The following is a 15,964-nucleotide window of genomic DNA, read 5'->3' on the forward strand; positions in this document are numbered from 1 at the left end:
GCTCGACGAGACCGTCACCCCCGGCCTGGCCGCGCCCGTGACGGTGACCAACCAGGACGGCACCACCTCCGTCGAGGTGCCCGAGACCGCGATCGCCGCCTCGCTGACGTTCACGCCCCAGGAGGACGGCGAGCTCGTGGTCGGGGTCGACCCGGCGGCCCTCCAGGAGGCGATGGGCGACGAGTTCGCCGAGTTCGGCACGCCGGCCGAGGACGCCCGCTTCGAGCTGTCCGGGGGCAGTGTCTCGATCGTCCCGTCGGTCGACGGCACCGGCATCGAGCCGGCCGCGCTCTCGGCGCACCTGCTGGAGGTGCTGCCGCAGCCGGCGCCCCGCACGGTCACCGCCGACCTGGGTCCGGTGCCGGCGGAGTTCAGCACCGCCGAGGCCGAGGCGCTGGGCATCCGCGAGGAGATCAGCAGCTTCACCACGAACTTCACCAGCGCCGCCAGCGGCACCAACATCCGGGTGGCCGCCGCGGAGATCGACGGCGCGCTCGTCCGGCCCGGCGAGACCTTCAGTCTCAACGGCCACACCGGCCCGCGCACCACCGCGCAGGGCTACGTCGAGGCCGGCGTGATCCAGAACGGCGAGTTCGCCACCGCCGTCGGCGGCGGTGTCAGCCAGGTCGCCACGACGATGTTCAACGCGGTCTTCTTCGCCGGTCTCGAGGACGTCTACCACAAGCCGCACAGCTTCTACATCAGCCGCTACCCGGCCGGCCGCGAGGCGACGGTCTACTACGACTCGATCGACCTGAAGTGGCGCAACGACAGCGACGCCGGCGTCTACGTCGACACTCAGTGGACGCCGAACTCGCTGACGGTCACCTTCTACGGGACCAAGCGCTACGAGATCGAGTCGGTCAGCAGCGACCGCTACAACTTCCGCGAGCCGGTGGTGCAGGAGAAGCCCGACGACGGCAGCTGCAGCCCGCAGGCGGGCTCCACCGGCTTCGACATCACCGTGACCCGGGTGTTCCGCGACCCGGCCAGCGGCGCGGAGGTCGAGCGCGAGGACTTCCGCACTAGGTACGCCGCCGAGCCGCGGGTCACCTGCGTGCCGGTGGCCGACCCCGCCGCCCCGCCGGCGCCGGGCGGCGCCGTCCCGGCTCCGACACCCGCCCCGGGCGGCTGACCGGCACGTTCCCCGTGGCGGTGCCGTCGCCCGTCCGGGGGACGGCACCGGCGGTACCCGGCCCGGCGCGGCGGTCGGCGCGCTGACCAGCGTGCACACTGGGGCGGTGCGCACCGTCCTGCCCGGGGGCCGACCGGCCGGCGCCGGGCACCCCGACGACGGTGCCGACGACGACCGGCCGGCCGGTGCCACCGTCGTCCCCCGGGAGCCGGCGCGCGGGCGGCTGGACCGCTGGCCGGCGGCCCTGCGGGTCCCGCTGCAGGTGCTCGGGCGCACGATCGCCAAGGCCTGGCACGACCGCATCCTCGGGCTCTCCGCCGAGGCGGCGTTCTGGCAGATCCTCTCGGTGCCGCCGCTGCTGATCGGGCTGCTCGGCACGCTGGGCTACCTCGGCACCTTCATCGGCGAGGAGTCGGTGGCCCAGGTCGAGGCGGAGCTGGTCCGCGCCTCGACCGAGGTGCTGACGCCGGACGTCGTCGAGGGGCTGGTGCAGCCCACCCTCGACGACATCCTCGGCTCCGGCCGGCTGGACCTGGTGAGCGTCGGCTTCCTGCTGTCGCTGTGGGCCGGCTCCTCGGCGACCGCGACGTTCATGAACACCGTCGTGATCGCCTACGACCAGCGCGACGTGCGCGGCCCGATCCGGACCCGGCTGAAGGCGCTGTGGCTGTTCGTCGTCGGCCTGCTGCTGGCGGTGCTCACGCTCCCGCTGCTGGTACTCGGCCGCGGGGTGCTGGTGTCGCTGCTGCCGGCCGACTGGCGGGGCACCGCGATGGTGCTGGTGAACGCGGTCTACTGGCCGGTGGTGCTGGTCGGGCTGCTCCTGGCGCTGACGAGCTTCTACCACGTGGTGCTGCCCCGGCGGCTGCCCTGGCACCGGCACCTGCCGGGGACCGTGCTGGCCGTCGCCTTCTTCGTCGTCACGGCGCTGGCCACCCGGGCCTACGTGGCCGACATCCTCACCACGACGCTGCCCTACGGAGCCCTGGCCACCCCGATCGCCGTGCTGCTGTTCTGTTTCTTCTTCGGGATGTCGGTGCTGCTGGGCGCCGAGCTGAACGCGACGATCCAGGCTCGCTGGCCGGCACCGCTGCGCCGGCACCAGCGGCGCCGGCAGGCCCGGCGAGCGGCCAAGCTCGAGCGCGCGCGGGATGACATCGTCGGCCTGCCGGCCGACACCGCGGCCAGGAGCCGTCCCGACTCGCGTTGAGCCGCTGCCCATGTCCCGGTCGGGAGGCCCTCCGGGCCCCCGCGACCGGTCCACCCCTGCCCGGAGCCGTCCCCGGCCGGAGTCGAGCCGCCGCCCGCCCCTGTGGGCTCGGCTGCTACTCCTTGCGGAGCTGCTCGTAGACCTCCTTGCAGGCGGGGCACACCGGGCTGCCCGGCTTCGGGCTCTTGGTCACCGGGAAGACCTCGCCGCACAGGGCCTCGACCATCGTGCCCATGACCGCGCTCTCGGCGATCTTGTTCTTGCGCACGTAGTGGAAGACCTCGTTGGCGTTGCCGGTGTCGCCCTCGCGGACGTCGGGCTTCTCGAGGAGGTCGGTGCTGCTCACGCGGTGCTCCCTCGGGTCGGGGACGGGTCCGGGAGGCGCCTCCTGGGCGCGGCTCCCTCGCCCACCATGATGGCAGGGTGCAGCTCCCCTCCCCCGGCGCGCCCACCGTCCCGACGTCCCCCGCGCCCGTGCTCTCCCCCGAGGTCGCCGAGGCGCTGACCGCCGGCCGGCCGGTCGTGGCGCTGGAGAGCACCCTGCTGGCCCACGGCCTGCCCCGGCCGGACAACCGGGCCGCGGCCGACGAGGTGGAGGCGGCCGTGCGCGCCGGCGGTGCGGTCCCGGCCACCATCGCCGTCCTGGACGGCGTGCCGCACGTCGGCCTGACCGCCGACCGGCTCGATCGGGTCTGCGCCGACCCCGACCTGGCCAAGCTCGCCGTCCGGGACCTGCCCGTGGCGCTGGCACTGGGCCGCAGCGGGGCGACGACGGTCTCGAGCACCGCGCTGCTCGCCGCCGCCGCGGGGATCGGCGTCTTCGCCACCGGCGGCCTCGGCGGCGTGCACCGGGAGGCGGCGGACACCTTCGACGAGTCCGCGGACCTCACCACGCTGTCGCGCACGCCGGTGCTCGTGGTCTGCGCCGGGGTGAAGTCCATCCTCGACGTCCCGGCGACGCTCGAGCGGCTGGAGTCGCTGTCGGTCACCGTCGTCGGCTACCGGACGACGACCTTCCCCGGCTTCTACGTCGCCGACTCCGGCTCGACGGTGGACTGGGCGGTGTCCTCGCCCGAGGAGGCCGCCGCCGTCCTCGCCGCTCGTCGGGCCCTGGCCCCCGGCGGCGTGGTGGTCGCCAACCCGCTGCCGGACGACGAGCAGCTCGACCCCGCGCTGCACGACCGGGTGATCGCCGACGCGCTCTCCGCAGCGGCGCAGGCGGGCGTGCGGGGCAAGGCGGTGACGCCGTTCGTGCTCGACCACCTGCACCGCGCCAGCGAGGGCGCCACCCTGGCGGTCAACGTGCGGCTGGTGCTGCGCAACGCGGAGCTGGCGGGCCGGATCGCCGTCGCCCTGGCCGGCGTCCCCCGCTGACCGTGCCCGACGTCGTGGTCGTCGGCGACCTGGCCACCGACGTCGTCGTCCTGCTCGACGGCGACCCCGCGCCGGGGTCCGACCGGCCCGCGTCGATCCGCAGCCGCGGCGGCGGCGCCGGGGCGAACGTCGCCGTCCACCTGGCCCGGCTGGGCACGGCGGTCACCTTCGCCGGCTGCGTGGGGGACGACGCCGCCGGGACCGCCCTGGTCGCCCAGCTGGCCGACGGCGGGGTGACGCCGGCCGTCCGCGTGGTCCCGGACGCGGCCACCGGGACGATCGTCAGCCTGGTCGAGCCCGGCGGGCAGCGCAGCATGCTGGCCGACCGCGGCGCCGCCCTCGCCCTCGCGCCCGACGACGTCCCCGTGCCCCGCCGCCACCTGCACCTGTCCGGCTACACGCTCTTCGCGCCCGGGCCGCGCGCCGCGGGGCTGGCGGCGCTGGCCGCCGCCCGCGCGGCCGGCTGCACGGTGTCGGTGGACCCGGCCTCCACCGGGCCGCTGGCCGCCTACGGCGTCGAGCGCTGGCTGGCCGACACCGCGGCGGCCACGCTGGTGCTGCCCAACGCCGACGAGGCGCGGCTGCTCACCGGCTGCCCCGACCCGGCGGCGGCCGCGCGGGCGCTGGCGGTCCGCCACCCGGTCGCCGTCGTGACGCTGGGCGCCGAGGGCGCACTGTGGGCCGCGGGCGACCGGCTGGTGCACCGCCCGGCGCACCCGGCGGCGGTGGTGGACACGACCGGCGCCGGCGACGCGTTCACCGCCGGGTTGCTGTCGGTGTGGCTGACCGCGCCCGACGGCGACCCGGGAGCGGCGCTGGAGGCCGGACTCGCGCGGGCCGCGGCCGTGGTCGCCCGACCGGGCGCCCGCTGAGGCCCCTCTGCAGGGGCCCGCCGCGAGCCTGCGAGCGGGGGGGCAGGGGGGTCCTTCTTCAGTGCTCGATGACCCGGCCCGGGCTCGTGGGGTTCTCCAGGATCCGGTCCGGCCGTGGCGGGCTGTAGCGGTTGACGTCGAGCTTCTTCTTCGGCGGCCGGTCGTTGGCCATCACCACCGCGACCCACGGCAGCACGGTGCCCAGCACCGCGAAGATGATCGCCAGCCACAGCGTCTGGTAGAAGACGGCCGCCAGCACCAGGCTGACGCCACGGACGGCCATGGTGATCACGTAGCGCCGCTTCCGGGCCGCGTGCTGCTCGGCCAGGCTCGGTGCTGCCTCGGTGATGAGCACCGGCTCGGGCCGGCGGGGTCGAGCGGGCTGCTGGCTCGAGGCCACGGGTTTCCTCCCCTCCGCCGTCCCCGGGGGGCGGCGGATCCCCTGTGCGGGCTGCGGGGCCCGGCGTCCCGACGGCGTCCGGGTCCCCCGAACAGCCCGGGGTCCGCTGCCCATCGTGCCACCGGATCGCGTGCGATGCAGGCGCCTCGGCGCTGTATCTCAGGAGGTCACGGCCGCCTTCGCCGCGCGCTTGACCTCCTGCTTGAACGCCCGCACCTCCGCCAGCGACTCGGGCCCGGTGATGTCCGCGACCGACCGCCGGGACCCCTCCTGGCCGTAGTCGCCGGCGGCCTCGCGCCAGCCCGGCGGGGTCACGCCGTACTGCTTGCCGAGCAGCGCGACGAAGATCTTCGCCTTCTGCGCGCCGAAGCCGGGCAGCTGCCCGACCCGCTCCAGCAGCGTGGCGCCGTCGGGGACGTCGGCCCACAGTCCCTCGGCCCGGCCGTCGTAGCGCTCGACCAGCAGCCGGCACACCGCCTGGGTCCGGGCGGCCATCGAGCCCGGGTAGCGGTGCACCGCCGGCGGCCCCTGGAACCAGGTGGTCACCTGCTCCGGGTCGGCGTCGGCGAGGTCGGCTGCCGACAGGGTGTCGACGCCCATGCGGTCGGCCAGCAGCCGCGGCCCGGAGAAGGCGCGCTCCATGGGGAACTGCTGGTCCAGCAGCATCCCGAGCAGCAGGGCCAGCGGGTCGCGGCTGAGCAACTCGTCCGCGGCGGCGTCCTGGGTCAGGCGGAGGGTCGGCACGCCGCCGATCCTGCCCCACGACGCGGCCGCCCGGGACGCGCGGCGGTGAGGCGGATCGGCACCGTGCCGGTCAGGCCGGGTCGGCCGCCGCGGTGGACCGGGCGTCGTCCGCCGCCGCCGCCCAGCTGGCGAGGAGCGTGAGCTTCTCCTCGGACGGGGAGCCCGGCTCGGCGGTGTAGACGGTCAGGGTGAGCCCCGGGTCGGCCGGGAGCTCCATGGCGTTGAAGCCGACGCTGAGGTCGCCGACCACCGGGTGGCGGAACCGCTTGGCCCCGGTGTGGTGGTGGCGGACGTCGTGGGCGGCCCAGCGGGTGCGGAAGGCGTCGCTGCGGGTGGCGAGCTCGCCGACGAGGTCGGTGAGCGCCCGGTTGTGCGGGTCGCGGCCGGCCTCGGTGCGGAGGATGGCGACGGTGGTGTCGGCGGCCTCCTCCCAGTTCGGGTAGAAGTCCTCGGCGCTGGGGTCGAGGAAGCAGTAGCGGGCCAGGTTGGCCGGCCGGGCCGGGGTGTCGAGCACGGGCGCGTAGAAGGCGCGGCCGAGCGGGTTGACCGCCAGGACGTCGAGCCGGCCGTTGCGGACGAAGCCCACCGCCGTGGTCATCGCGTCCAGCACGTGCTGGACGCTCGGCCGCACCTGCTGCGGCTGGGCGCGCCGGCGGGGCTCGCGACCGCCGGCGCGTGCCGCGCGGGCGAGGTCGAACAGGTGCGCCCGCTCCGCCTCGTCGAGCTGCAGCGCGCGGCTGATGGCGTCGAGCACGCTGTCCGAGGCGCTGCGGAGGTTCCCCTTCTCCAGGCGGGTGTAGTAGTCGGTGCTCAGCCCGGCGAGCTGGGCGACCTCCTCACGGCGCAGCCCGGGCACGCGACGGCGCTGCCCGTACAGCGGCACCCCGGCCTGGTCCGGGGTGATCTTCGCGCGCCTCGTGACGAGGAACTCGCGCACCTCGGTCCGGTTGTCCACGAGATCCACGCTACGGGCGCACGCCGGGCCGGAGGGGGGCCCGGTCAGGACCTGGACGGGTCGGCCCTGCCACGCGTGGACGAACCCGAACCCCCCGAGGAGGGGTCGACGCCGGGCCGCCGGCGCGGCGCCCGGTGCCACCGGGCCCGGCCGGCTGAGCGGTCCCCCACGCCGTCCGCGAGCGAGGGGCGGCCCACCCGCCGGTGCCGCCCGCCCGGAGGATGGCCCGGTGCGCGCGGTGGTGAGCAGGGTCGGGACGGCGGCGGTGACGGTGGACGGCGCGGTCGTCGGGGAGATCGGCCGCGGACTGCTCGCCCTGGTCGGGGTGGGCCGTGGGGACGACGCGGAGCGGGCCCGGGCGCTGGCGCGCAAGGTGCACGAGCTGCGGGTCTTCCCCACCGAGGACGGCGCCCGCTCGGTGGGCGACCTCGGCCTGCCGGTGCTGGTCGTGAGCCAGTTCACGCTCTACGCCGACACGCGCAAGGGCCGCCGTCCCTCGTGGGCCGACGCCGCCCCCGGCGAGGTGGCCGAACCGCTGGTCGAGGAGGTGGTCACCGAGCTGCGCCGCCGCGGCAGCGAGGTGGCGACGGGGGTGTTCGGGGCCCGCATGCTCGTCTCGTCGGTCAACGAGGGGCCGATGACCTTGCTGCTGGAGGTCTGACCCGGCTCTCTACGGGTATCCCGGTGTGACACGACACACGCCCTGTGCGTTTGCTGGGAAACGGGCATCCGTGGAACACCTGACCCCATCCGGGCCGTTGGACAGGGCGTACCACAGGGACACACAGAGCGGGGGCTCACCGGCGGACCAGAGCCGGGCGAGTGGCCCCACCCCCGACGCCCCGGGGTGCACCGTCGCCCATCGACGACCGACGGTGTGCATCCGATCCGAAGGCAAGGACGAAGACAGATCGTGACGCTGCTGCAGTCTTCCACCACCGACACCCTCGAGGTCCGTTCGCCCCGCCGCGAGCCGGACACCAGCGGCCTGGTGTCGACCGACCTGGTCCGGGTGTACCTCAACACCATTGGCAAGACGGCGCTGCTGACCGCTGAGCAGGAGGTCGAGCTCTCCAAGCGGATCGAGGCCGGCCTCTACGCCGAGCGCCTGCTCGCCGAGCGGCAGCTGACCCCTGCCGTGCAGCGGGACTACAAGGCCCTGGCCGCCGACGGCAAGGCCGCCAAGCGGCATCTGCTGGAGGCCAACCTGCGCCTGGTCGTCTCGGTGGCCAAGCGCTACACCGGCCACGGCATGACGTTCCTGGACCTCATCCAGGAGGGCAACGTCGGCCTGATCCGGGCGGTCGAGAAGTTCGACTACACCAAGGGCTTCAAGTTCTCGACGTACGCGACGTGGTGGATCCGCCAGGCCATCACCCGCGCGATGGCCGACTCCGGCCGCACCATCCGGCTGCCCGTGCACCTCGCCGAGCAGGTCAACAAGGTGGTGCGCACCCGGCGCCGGATCCACCAGGAGCTGGAGCGCGAGCCCACCGCCGAGGAGCTGGGCCTCGAGCTCGACATGACGCCCGAGCGGATCACCGAGCTGCTGGAGTACTCCCGCGACCTGGTGTCGCTGGACCAGACGGTCGGTGCCGACGAGGAGTCCCGCCTCGGTGACTTCATCGAGGACGCCGACGCCGCGGTCGCCGAGGACGCCGTCGCCTTCCAGATGATGAAGGGCGACGTGCGCAACGTGCTCTCCACCCTGGAGGAGCGCGAGCGCGACGTGGTCGTGCTGCGCTTCGGCCTGGACGGCGGCCAGCCCCGGACGCTGGAGCAGATCGGCAAGCAGTTCGGTCTCTCCCGCGAGCGGGTCCGCCAGATCGAGCGCGAGACCATGGCCAAGCTGCGCGACCCGCAGCGCGCCGACGCCCTGCGCGACTACCTCGCCTGAGGCAACGCGACGGAGGGCCGGTCACCGCCAGGTGACCGGCCCTCCGTCCCGTCTGCGGTGGTGACCACTGCCACCTGGACCCAGGAGCCGCGTGCGACGACGGGACCGCGGTGCGGGGGCCGGAGGCTCCCCGGCGCGGTCCCGTGAGTGCGCTCAGCGCACCCGGGGAACGGCACGTGGCCGCGGTGCGGTCCGGAGGACCGCCGTGTGATCGCCGGCTCTCGGCTTCTTCACACCCCCGGCGTGCGCATGCGGCGGGGGCCGGGTTCGACGCGCGCGGTCGGCGGGCCGACCCGGGCGCTGGCCCCGGCGACGACCATCGACCGGCCGCCGTGCCACGGGTTGGGCGGGCCGACGATCACCGGCTCCAGGGCCAGCTGCAGCACCTCGGGCAGGTCGTCGGCGAGCCGAGCGACCCGCAGCAACAGCTCCTCCAGCGCCGCGACGTCGACCGGCTCCGAGCCGCGGTAGCCGTTGAGCAGCGGCCACGCCCGGGGCGCGCGCACCAGCTCGGCGGCGTCCAGGTCGGTCAGCGGCAGGGTCCGGTAGGCGCGGTCGCCGAGCAGGTCGGTGGCCACGCCGCCGAGGCCGAAGCTGACCAGCGCACCGAAGGACGGGTCGTCGACGATCTCCACGACGGTGGCCACCCCGGGCGCGGCCATCTCCTGCACGACCACCGGGTCGCCCGACGGGATCGCGGCGAACGCCGCGCGCACCGCCTCGGCGTCGATGAGGTCCAACCGCACCCCGCCGAGGTCGGAGCGGTGCCGCAACCACGGGGCCGTCGACTTGAGCACGACCGGGTAGCCGACCTCCTCGGCCGCCGCGACCGCCGCTTCCACGTCGGAGACCGTGCGGGTGCCCAGCAGCGGGATGCCGTAGGCGGCCAGCAGCGCGAGGATCTCCTCGTCGGTGAGCGCCCGGCCACCGGGTGCCGAGGCCAACGCCGCCAGGACGACGTCCCGCCCGGCCTGCTCGTCGATCCCCTCGAGCTCGGGGACCTCACCGACCGGGCGGCGCCGCCAGGAGGCGTACTGCGCCATCCTGGCCAACGCGATCACCGCCCGCTCCGGGGTGGAGAACGACGGCACCGAACCGCGGGCCGGCGTCCCGTCCTCCCCGGGGACGGCGAGCTCCGGGGGGATGCCCTCGGTGGAGAGGAAGCTCGCCACGACCGGCTTGTCCGACGTCTGCGCCACCTCGAGCAGCACGCGGCCGAACTCCGCGGACCCGGTCCTGCGGGTCACCGGCGGCAGGAACACCGCGACGACGGCGTCCACGCCCTCGTCGTCGACCGCCTCCTGCAGCGCGGCCCGGAACGCCTCGGCGGACCCGCCGGCGCCGATGTCGGTCGGCGCATCGTGGGCCGGCTGCAGCCCCTGCTCGAGGACGGCGTCGGTGACCAACCACCCCATCGCGGTGGAGTTGCCGACCACGGCGACCCGGTTGCCGGCCGGCAACGGCTGGTGCGCGAGCAGCGTGCCGACGTCGAACAGCTGGGCCAGGGTCTCGACCCGGATGACCCCGGCCGAGGCGAACAGCGCCGCCACCGACTCCTCGGGCACCGCCACGGAGGTCCCGGCCAACCCCTCGGTCATCCGCACGTACCGGCCGCTCTTCACCGCCACCACCGGCTTCGTGCGGCCCACCCGGCGGGCCAGGCGGGCGAACTTCCGCGGGTTGCCGAAGCTCTCCAGGTACAGCAGCACCACCTCGGTCCCGGGGTCGGTGGCCCAGTACTGGAGCAGGTCGTTGCCGCTGACGTCGGCCCGGTTGCCGGCGGAGACGAAGCTGGACAGGCCGATGTTGCGGCTGCGGGCCCGCTCCAGGAGCGCCGAGCCCAGCGCGCCGGACTGCGCGAAGAAGCCCACCCGCCCACGGCCGGGGATGCGGGGCGCCAGGCTGGCGTTGAGCCGCACCGCCGGATCGGTGTTGACGATGCCCAGGCAGTTCGGGCCGACCACCCGCATGCCCGAGGCGCGGGCCGCGGCGACCAGCTGCCGCTCGCGGACCCGCCCCTCCGGGCCGGACTCCCCGAACCCGCCGGAGATCACGACCAGGCCGCGCACCCGCTTGCGCCGGCACGCCTCGACCACGTCGGCGACCTCGTCGGCCGGCACCGCCAGGACGGCGAGGTCGAGGTCGTCGGGGATGGCCTCGATGCCGGCGTAGGCGGGCACGCCGCGCACGTGCCGGGTCCCGGGGTTGACCGGGTAGACCGGGCCGCGGAAGCCGTAGTCGAGCAGGTGCCGCAGGACCGCGTGGCCGATCTTCTCCTCGTCGTTGCTCGCGCCGACCACGGCCACCGACGACGGGGTGAGCAGCCGCGCGATCGACCGCGACTCGCTGCGCTGCTCTCGCTCGTAGGCCACCTGCAGCGCGGTCTCGGTCGGCGCGATCGGGAAGGTGAGGTGGACGACGCCCTCCTCGTAGGACCGGGTCGGCGTGTACCCGGCGTCGAGGAAGACCCGCACCATCCGGTTGTTCTGCGCGAGGACCTCGGCGACGAAGTTCTTGATGCCCCGCTCCCGCGCGGCGGCGGCCAGGTGCTCGAGCAGCACCGAGCCCAGGCCGCGGCCCTGGTGCGCGTCCTCGACCAGGAAGGCGACCTCGGCGTCGTCCGTGCCGGGGTACCGGTCGTAGCGGCCGACGCCGATCACCTGGTCGCCCAGCACCAGCACGAAGGCGACCCGGGTGTCGTGGTCGACGTGGGTGAAGCGGTGCAGGTCCTTCTCCGACAGCCGCTTCATCGGCCCGAAGAACCGGTAGTAGCGGGTCTGGTCGGAGCTGCGGTCCATCAGCCCGACGAGGCCCTCGGCGTCCTCGGGACAGATCGGGCGCAGGTGGACCGTGCCGCCGTCGGCGGCGATGATGTCGGCCTCCCAGTGGGCCGGCGGCTGGGGCGGGTCCTCCTCTGCCGGCGCCGGCGGGTTCTGGGTGCGCTGCTCAGTCACGGGGGTCGTCCGGGTCCAGGCCGAAGTAGGGGAACGAGGCGTGCCGGGTGCGGGCGATGGCCCGGTCGACGCGGGACTCGGTGAACGGGTCCCAGTGCGCGAAGCCGGTGTAGCCGCCCTCGGTCATGTGCGTGGGTGGCCGGGCGCGCAACCCGCGGCGGACGACGTCCTCCCGCCACGACTCGGGGATCTCGGTGGCCGGGTCGAGCCGGGCACCGGCGGCCTCGGCGATGAGGTGCGTCCAGGCCCGGGGCACACAGCGGACCAGGCCGTAGCCGCCGCCGCCGAGGGCGATCCAGCGGCCGTCGCAGATCTCGTGGGCCAGGTCGTGGACGGCGCGGTAGCTGGCCCGCTGCCCGTCGACGGTCAGCCCGAGGTCGGCCAGCGGGTCCTCGTGGTGGGCGTCGCAGCCGCACTGGGTCACCAGGATCTCCGGCCGGAACGCCTTGAGCACGCTGGGCACGACGGCGTGGAAGGCCCGCAGCCAGCCCGAGTCGTCGGTGCCGTTGGGCAGCGCCAGGTTGACCGCGCTGCCGAGCGCCTTCTCCGCGTCCCCGGTCTCCTCGGGGAAACCCGTGCCGGGGAAGAGGGTCAGCGGCGTCTGGTGGATGCTCACCGTGAGCACCCGGGGGTCGTCGTAGAAGGCGGCCTGCACGCCGTCGCCGTGGTGGACGTCGAGGTCGACGTAGGCGATGCGCTGGTGGCCCTGGTCGAGCAGCCAGTGGATGGCGACGGCGGCGTCGTTGAACACGCAGAAGCCCGATGCGCGGTCGCGCATCGCGTGGTGCAGGCCGCCGGAGATGTTGACCGCGTGCTGCGCGCGGCCGCTGTGCACCTGCTCGGCGGCGAGCACGCTGCCGCCGGTGATCAGCGCCGCGGCGTCGTACATGCCGTCGAAGATCGGGTTGTCCGGTGTCCCGAGGCCGTGGCCCACGTCCGGGTCGGCCGGGGCGCGCTTCACCGCGTCCAGGTAGGCCGGGTCGTGCACCCGGGTGAGCAGCTCGACGTCGGCCGGTGTCGGGCGCAGCACCTGCAGCCGGTCGGTGGCCAGGACACCGAGGCCGTCGGCCAGCCGCATGGTGAGGTCCAGCCGGACCGGGTGCAGCGGGTGGTCCCCGCCCATCGTGTAGCCGAGCAGCGCGTCGTCCCAGACGACCGCGACCGAGTCACTCACGGGACACTCCTCGACGGCGACGGCGATGTCCCCGGCGACGCTACCGTCGCGACCGCTGCGGTGTGCCCACGACCGTGCCGTCGCGCGACCGGGCGCACGGGCTCTCCCCCCGTACCATTCGGTACGACACGGAGGAGAGCTGTGAACGACCTCATCGACACCACCGAGATGTACCTCCGGACGATCTTCGAGCTGGAGGAGGAGGGGATCGTCCCCCTCCGCGCCCGCATCGCCGAGCGGCTGCACCAGAGCGGCCCGACGGTGAGCCAGACGGTCGCCCGGATGGAGCGCGACGGCTTGCTGACCGTCGAGGGCGACCGGCACCTGCAGCTGTCCGAGTCCGGGCGTCAGCTGGCCACCGCGGTGATGCGCAAGCACCGGCTCGCGGAGTGCCTGCTGGTCGACGTCATCGGGCTGGACTACGCCGACGTCCACGAGGAGGCGTGCCGCTGGGAGCACGTCATGAGCGAGGCCGTCGAGCGCAAGCTGCTCACCCTGCTCGGCAACCCGACGGTGTCGCCGTTCGGCAACCCCATCCCCGGCCTCGACGCGCTCGGCGGCGAGACCTCCGCGGTGCTCGACTCGCTGACGCTGCTCTCGACGACCGCCACCCCCGAGGGGCGCCGGGTGGAGATCAAGCGGATCAGCGAGCAGCTGCAGGAGGACACCGTGCTGATGCGCCAGCTCGCCGCGCAGGGCCTGCGCCCGGGCATGACCGCCCGCGCCCAGCTGACCGCCGGCTCGGTCAGCCTCGACGGCAACGTGCTGCCGATGGGCGTGGCCCAGCACGTGTTCGTCAGCGCCCTCGACGAGGAGCTCACCCCGGCCCAGGCGGCTCCCCGCCTCTGACCCGGCGGCTCGCCCACCCGGCTCCTACGGTGGCCGGGTGAGCGAGCCCTCCGACGCCCCTGCCACGCCCGCCTCCCCCTTCGCCGACCTCGCCGCCTTCGTCGCCCTGCCCCGGGTCGCCGGGCTGGCCCTCTCCGCCGACGGCCGTCGGCTCGCCGTGGCGGTGCAGACCCTGGACCGCGAGAAGACCAGGTGGCAGTCCGCGCTGTGGGAGGTCGACCCGGAGGGGCGGCGCCCGGCCCGCCGGCTCACCCGCAGCGCCCCCGGCGAGTCCGCGCCGGTGTGGGCGCCCGACGGTTCGCTGCTGTTCACCTCCGCCCGCCCCGACCCCGACGCGTCCTCCGACGGGGAGGACCCGAAGCCGGCGCTGTGGAGCCTGCCGCCTGACGGCGGTGAGGCCCGGCCGGTGCTGACCCACCCGGGCGGGATCAGGGCCGTCGCCGTCGCCGCGGAGACCGGCGAGGTCGTCGTCACCGCCTCGGCCATGCCCGGCGCGACCGACGCCGAGGCCGACGCCGAGCGGCGCAAGCAGCGCAAGGAGGCCGGGGTCACCGCGATCCTGCACGAGGCCTACCCGGCGCGGTACTGGGACGCGGACCTCGGTCCGGCCACCCCGCACGTGTTCTGGGCCGGCGCGCTGCCCGCCGACCCCGCCGCCGGGGCCGAGCGCCCCGTGGTCGAGCTGCGCGACCTGACCCCCGACGCCGTCCCGCCCGCCGGTGCCGGTGGCGACCTGCGCCTCTCCCCCGACGGCCTGCTGCTGGTGCGCGTGGAGTCGGTGCCCGACGGTCCGGCCGGCCGGCGCGACCGGCTGCTCCTCGTCGAGACCGCGACCGGCGAGAGCCGCGCCCTGGTCGACGACCCGCTGGCCGGCCTCGGGGCGCCGCGCTTCTCCCCCGACGGCAGCGCGGTCGTCTGCGTGCGGGAGGCGATGTCGACCCACGACGACCCGCCGGACCACACGCTGCTGCACGTCGACGTGGCCACCGGCGCGGCGCACGAGATCACCCCCGGGTTCGACCGCTGGCCGTCCGCGCCGCAGTTCAGCGCCGACGGGACGACGGTGTACTTCCTCGCCGACGACGGCGGCCGGCACGCACTGTTCCGGGTGCCCGCCGAGGGCGGGGAGCCGGTGCGGATGACGACCGACGGCGCTTACAGCGACCTGCAGGTGGCCCGCGACGGCAGCGCTCTCTACGCGCTGCGCTCGGCCTACGACGAGCCGCCGGCGCCGGTGCGGCTGGACCCGCGGGCGACCGGTCAGCACCCCGAGCCGCTGCCCGACCGCGGCTCGCTCGGCGCGCTGCCCGGCAGCCTGCACGAGGTCGAGCCACCGCCGCCGACGGGACGCCGGTGCACTCCTGGCTGGTGCTGCCCGAGGGCGCGTCCGCCGAGAACCCGGCGCCGCTGCTGCTGTGGATCCACGGCGGGCCGCTGATGAGCTGGAACTCCTGGTCCTGGCGCTGGTGCCCGTGGGTCATGGCCGCCCGCGGCTACGCCGTCCTGCTGCCCGACCCGGCGCTGTCGCAGGGCTACGGGCAGGACTTCGTCCGCCGCGGTTGGGGAGCCTGGGGCGAGGCCCCCTACACCGACCTGATGGCGGCGGTCGACGCCGTCGAGCAGCGACCCGAGATCGACCAGACGCGCACCGCGGCGATGGGCGGGTCCTTCGGTGGCTACATGGCCAACTGGGTGGCCACCCAGACCGCCCGCTTCCGGGCGATCGTCACCCACGCCAGCCTGTGGGACATGGACTCGTTCGTCGGCACCACCGACGCGGCCTACTACTGGGAGAAGGAGTGGGGCGACCCGCTGCGCGAGCCCAAGCGCTACGAGCAGAACTCGCCGCACCGCTACGCCGACGCCATCCGCACGCCGATGCTGGTCATCCACGGCGACCGCGACTACCGGGTGCCGATCGGCGAGGCGCTGCGGCTCTGGTACGACCTGCAGAAGCGCGGCGTCCCGTCCCGGTTCCTCTACTTCCCGGACGAGAACCACTGGGTGCTCACCCCGGGCAACGCTCAGATCTGGTACGAGACGGTGCTCCGTTTCCTGGCCGAGCACGTGCACGGCGAGGAGTGGCAGCGCCCCGAACTGCTCTGAAGAAGGACCCCGTCCTCGCAGCGACCGGACCCTCGGTCACCCGGCGGCCCAGACCTCGTCGGGGTCGGCGGTCACCTCGGCCAGCATCGCCCGCAGCTCGGACGGGGGCAGGCAGGCGGCCAGCCCGTCGGCCAGCAGCCTCGCGAGCGTGTAGGTCGGGCGGCTGTCCAGCGCCCGCTCCAGGGCGACGTTGGCCATGGCACCGTCCCCGCGCAGCCACGCGCTCACCGCCAGCAGCGTGGCCGGGGCGGCGTCCATCGGGGCCGGGGCCCGGCGGGTGCACTCCGTCCACAG

Annotated in this window: 16 protein-coding genes; 9 read left to right on the forward strand and 7 right to left on the reverse strand. The window is 75.0% G+C overall.

Annotation, left to right across the window (positions count from 1 at the left end):
* Both CNO22_RS19040 and CNO22_RS19045 read left to right on the forward strand, forming a co-directional pair.
* The coding region (locus CNO22_RS19040) for a VanW family protein (RefSeq protein ID WP_198588440.1) at positions 1-1,135 on the forward strand (1,135 nt) is incomplete at its 5' end.
* Between the two features lie 106 nt (positions 1,136-1,241).
* Positions 1,242-2,345: a YihY/virulence factor BrkB family protein gene (locus CNO22_RS19045; protein ID WP_100500852.1), complete on the forward strand. Its 1,104-nt coding sequence runs from the start codon at positions 1,242-1,244 to the stop codon at positions 2,343-2,345.
* A gap of 115 nt (positions 2,346-2,460) precedes the next feature.
* On the opposite strand, the gene CNO22_RS19050 is transcribed toward CNO22_RS19045, so the two are convergent.
* Positions 2,461-2,691, reverse strand: a complete 231-nt coding sequence (locus CNO22_RS19050; protein WP_100500853.1) for a DUF3039 domain-containing protein — start codon at positions 2,689-2,691, stop codon at positions 2,461-2,463.
* Between the two features lie 77 nt (positions 2,692-2,768).
* Here CNO22_RS19050 and CNO22_RS19055 point away from each other — a divergent pair, with 77 nt between their 5' ends.
* Complete coding sequence (locus CNO22_RS19055; protein ID WP_232807172.1) at positions 2,769-3,719, forward strand: pseudouridine-5'-phosphate glycosidase; 951 nt, start codon at positions 2,769-2,771, stop codon at positions 3,717-3,719.
* 2 nt (positions 3,720-3,721) lie between these two features.
* Positions 3,722-4,591 carry a carbohydrate kinase family protein gene (locus CNO22_RS19060; RefSeq protein ID WP_198588441.1) on the forward strand — a complete coding sequence of 290 codons (870 nt, stop codon included), beginning with the start codon at positions 3,722-3,724 and terminating at the stop codon, positions 4,589-4,591.
* A 58-nt stretch (positions 4,592-4,649) separates the two neighbouring features.
* Here CNO22_RS19060 and CNO22_RS19065 read toward each other — a convergent pair whose 3' ends face one another.
* From CNO22_RS19065 to CNO22_RS19075, 3 genes are all read right to left on the reverse strand, one after another.
* Positions 4,650-4,991, reverse strand: a complete 342-nt coding sequence (locus CNO22_RS19065) for a DUF3099 domain-containing protein (RefSeq protein WP_100500856.1) — start codon at positions 4,989-4,991, stop codon at positions 4,650-4,652.
* A gap of 159 nt (positions 4,992-5,150) precedes the next feature.
* Positions 5,151-5,735: an HhH-GPD-type base excision DNA repair protein gene (locus CNO22_RS19070; protein WP_100500857.1), complete on the reverse strand. Its 585-nt coding sequence runs from the start codon at positions 5,733-5,735 to the stop codon at positions 5,151-5,153.
* Between the two features lie 70 nt (positions 5,736-5,805).
* Positions 5,806-6,690, reverse strand: a complete 885-nt coding sequence (locus CNO22_RS19075; RefSeq protein ID WP_100500858.1) for a helix-turn-helix domain-containing protein — start codon at positions 6,688-6,690, stop codon at positions 5,806-5,808.
* A gap of 229 nt (positions 6,691-6,919) precedes the next feature.
* On the opposite strand from CNO22_RS19075, the gene dtd reads away from it, so the two are divergent.
* Both dtd and sigB read left to right on the forward strand, forming a co-directional pair.
* Positions 6,920-7,351, forward strand: a complete 432-nt coding sequence (gene dtd, locus CNO22_RS19080; RefSeq protein ID WP_100500859.1) for a D-aminoacyl-tRNA deacylase — start codon at positions 6,920-6,922, stop codon at positions 7,349-7,351.
* Between the two features lie 252 nt (positions 7,352-7,603).
* A complete protein-coding gene (gene sigB, locus CNO22_RS19085) occupies positions 7,604-8,587 on the forward strand; it encodes an RNA polymerase sigma factor SigB (RefSeq protein WP_100500860.1) in 984 nt (327 codons plus the stop codon).
* A 230-nt stretch (positions 8,588-8,817) separates the two neighbouring features.
* Here the strand turns inward: sigB and CNO22_RS19090 are convergent, their stop codons facing one another.
* Both CNO22_RS19090 and CNO22_RS19095 read right to left on the reverse strand, forming a co-directional pair.
* The gene (locus tag CNO22_RS19090; protein WP_100500861.1) at positions 8,818-11,541 is read right to left on the reverse strand and encodes a bifunctional acetate--CoA ligase family protein/GNAT family N-acetyltransferase; all 2,724 of its coding nucleotides are present in this window, start codon (positions 11,539-11,541) and stop codon (positions 8,818-8,820) included.
* The gene (locus CNO22_RS19095) at positions 11,534-12,715 is read right to left on the reverse strand and encodes an acetoin utilization protein AcuC (RefSeq protein ID WP_100500862.1); all 1,182 of its coding nucleotides are present in this window, start codon (positions 12,713-12,715) and stop codon (positions 11,534-11,536) included. Before CNO22_RS19095 ends, CNO22_RS19090 begins: the two co-directional genes overlap by 8 nt.
* 141 nt (positions 12,716-12,856) lie before the next feature.
* On the opposite strand from CNO22_RS19095, the gene CNO22_RS19100 reads away from it, so the two are divergent.
* Genes CNO22_RS19100 through CNO22_RS29215 form a run of 3 tightly spaced genes read left to right on the forward strand, consistent with a single transcriptional unit; the run spans position 12,857 to position 15,670 of the window.
* A complete protein-coding gene (locus tag CNO22_RS19100) occupies positions 12,857-13,564 on the forward strand; it encodes a metal-dependent transcriptional regulator (protein ID WP_100500863.1) in 708 nt (235 codons plus the stop codon).
* Between the two features lie 37 nt (positions 13,565-13,601).
* On the forward strand, positions 13,602-15,002 hold the full coding sequence (locus CNO22_RS19105; protein WP_232807173.1) for a hypothetical protein: 1,401 nt from the start codon (positions 13,602-13,604) through the stop codon (positions 15,000-15,002).
* Positions 14,918-15,670: an alpha/beta hydrolase family protein gene (locus tag CNO22_RS29215; protein WP_232807174.1), complete on the forward strand. Its 753-nt coding sequence runs from the start codon at positions 14,918-14,920 to the stop codon at positions 15,668-15,670. Before CNO22_RS19105 ends, CNO22_RS29215 begins: the two co-directional genes overlap by 85 nt.
* 36 nt (positions 15,671-15,706) lie before the next feature.
* On the opposite strand, the gene CNO22_RS19110 is transcribed toward CNO22_RS29215, so the two are convergent.
* A partial coding sequence (locus tag CNO22_RS19110; RefSeq protein ID WP_157937014.1) for a DUF4192 family protein occupies positions 15,707-15,964 on the reverse strand: 258 nt, incomplete at its 5' end.

This window comes from Geodermatophilus chilensis, from assembly GCF_002802985.1.
Taxonomy (GTDB): Bacteria; Actinomycetota; Actinomycetes; order Mycobacteriales; family Geodermatophilaceae; genus Geodermatophilus; species Geodermatophilus chilensis.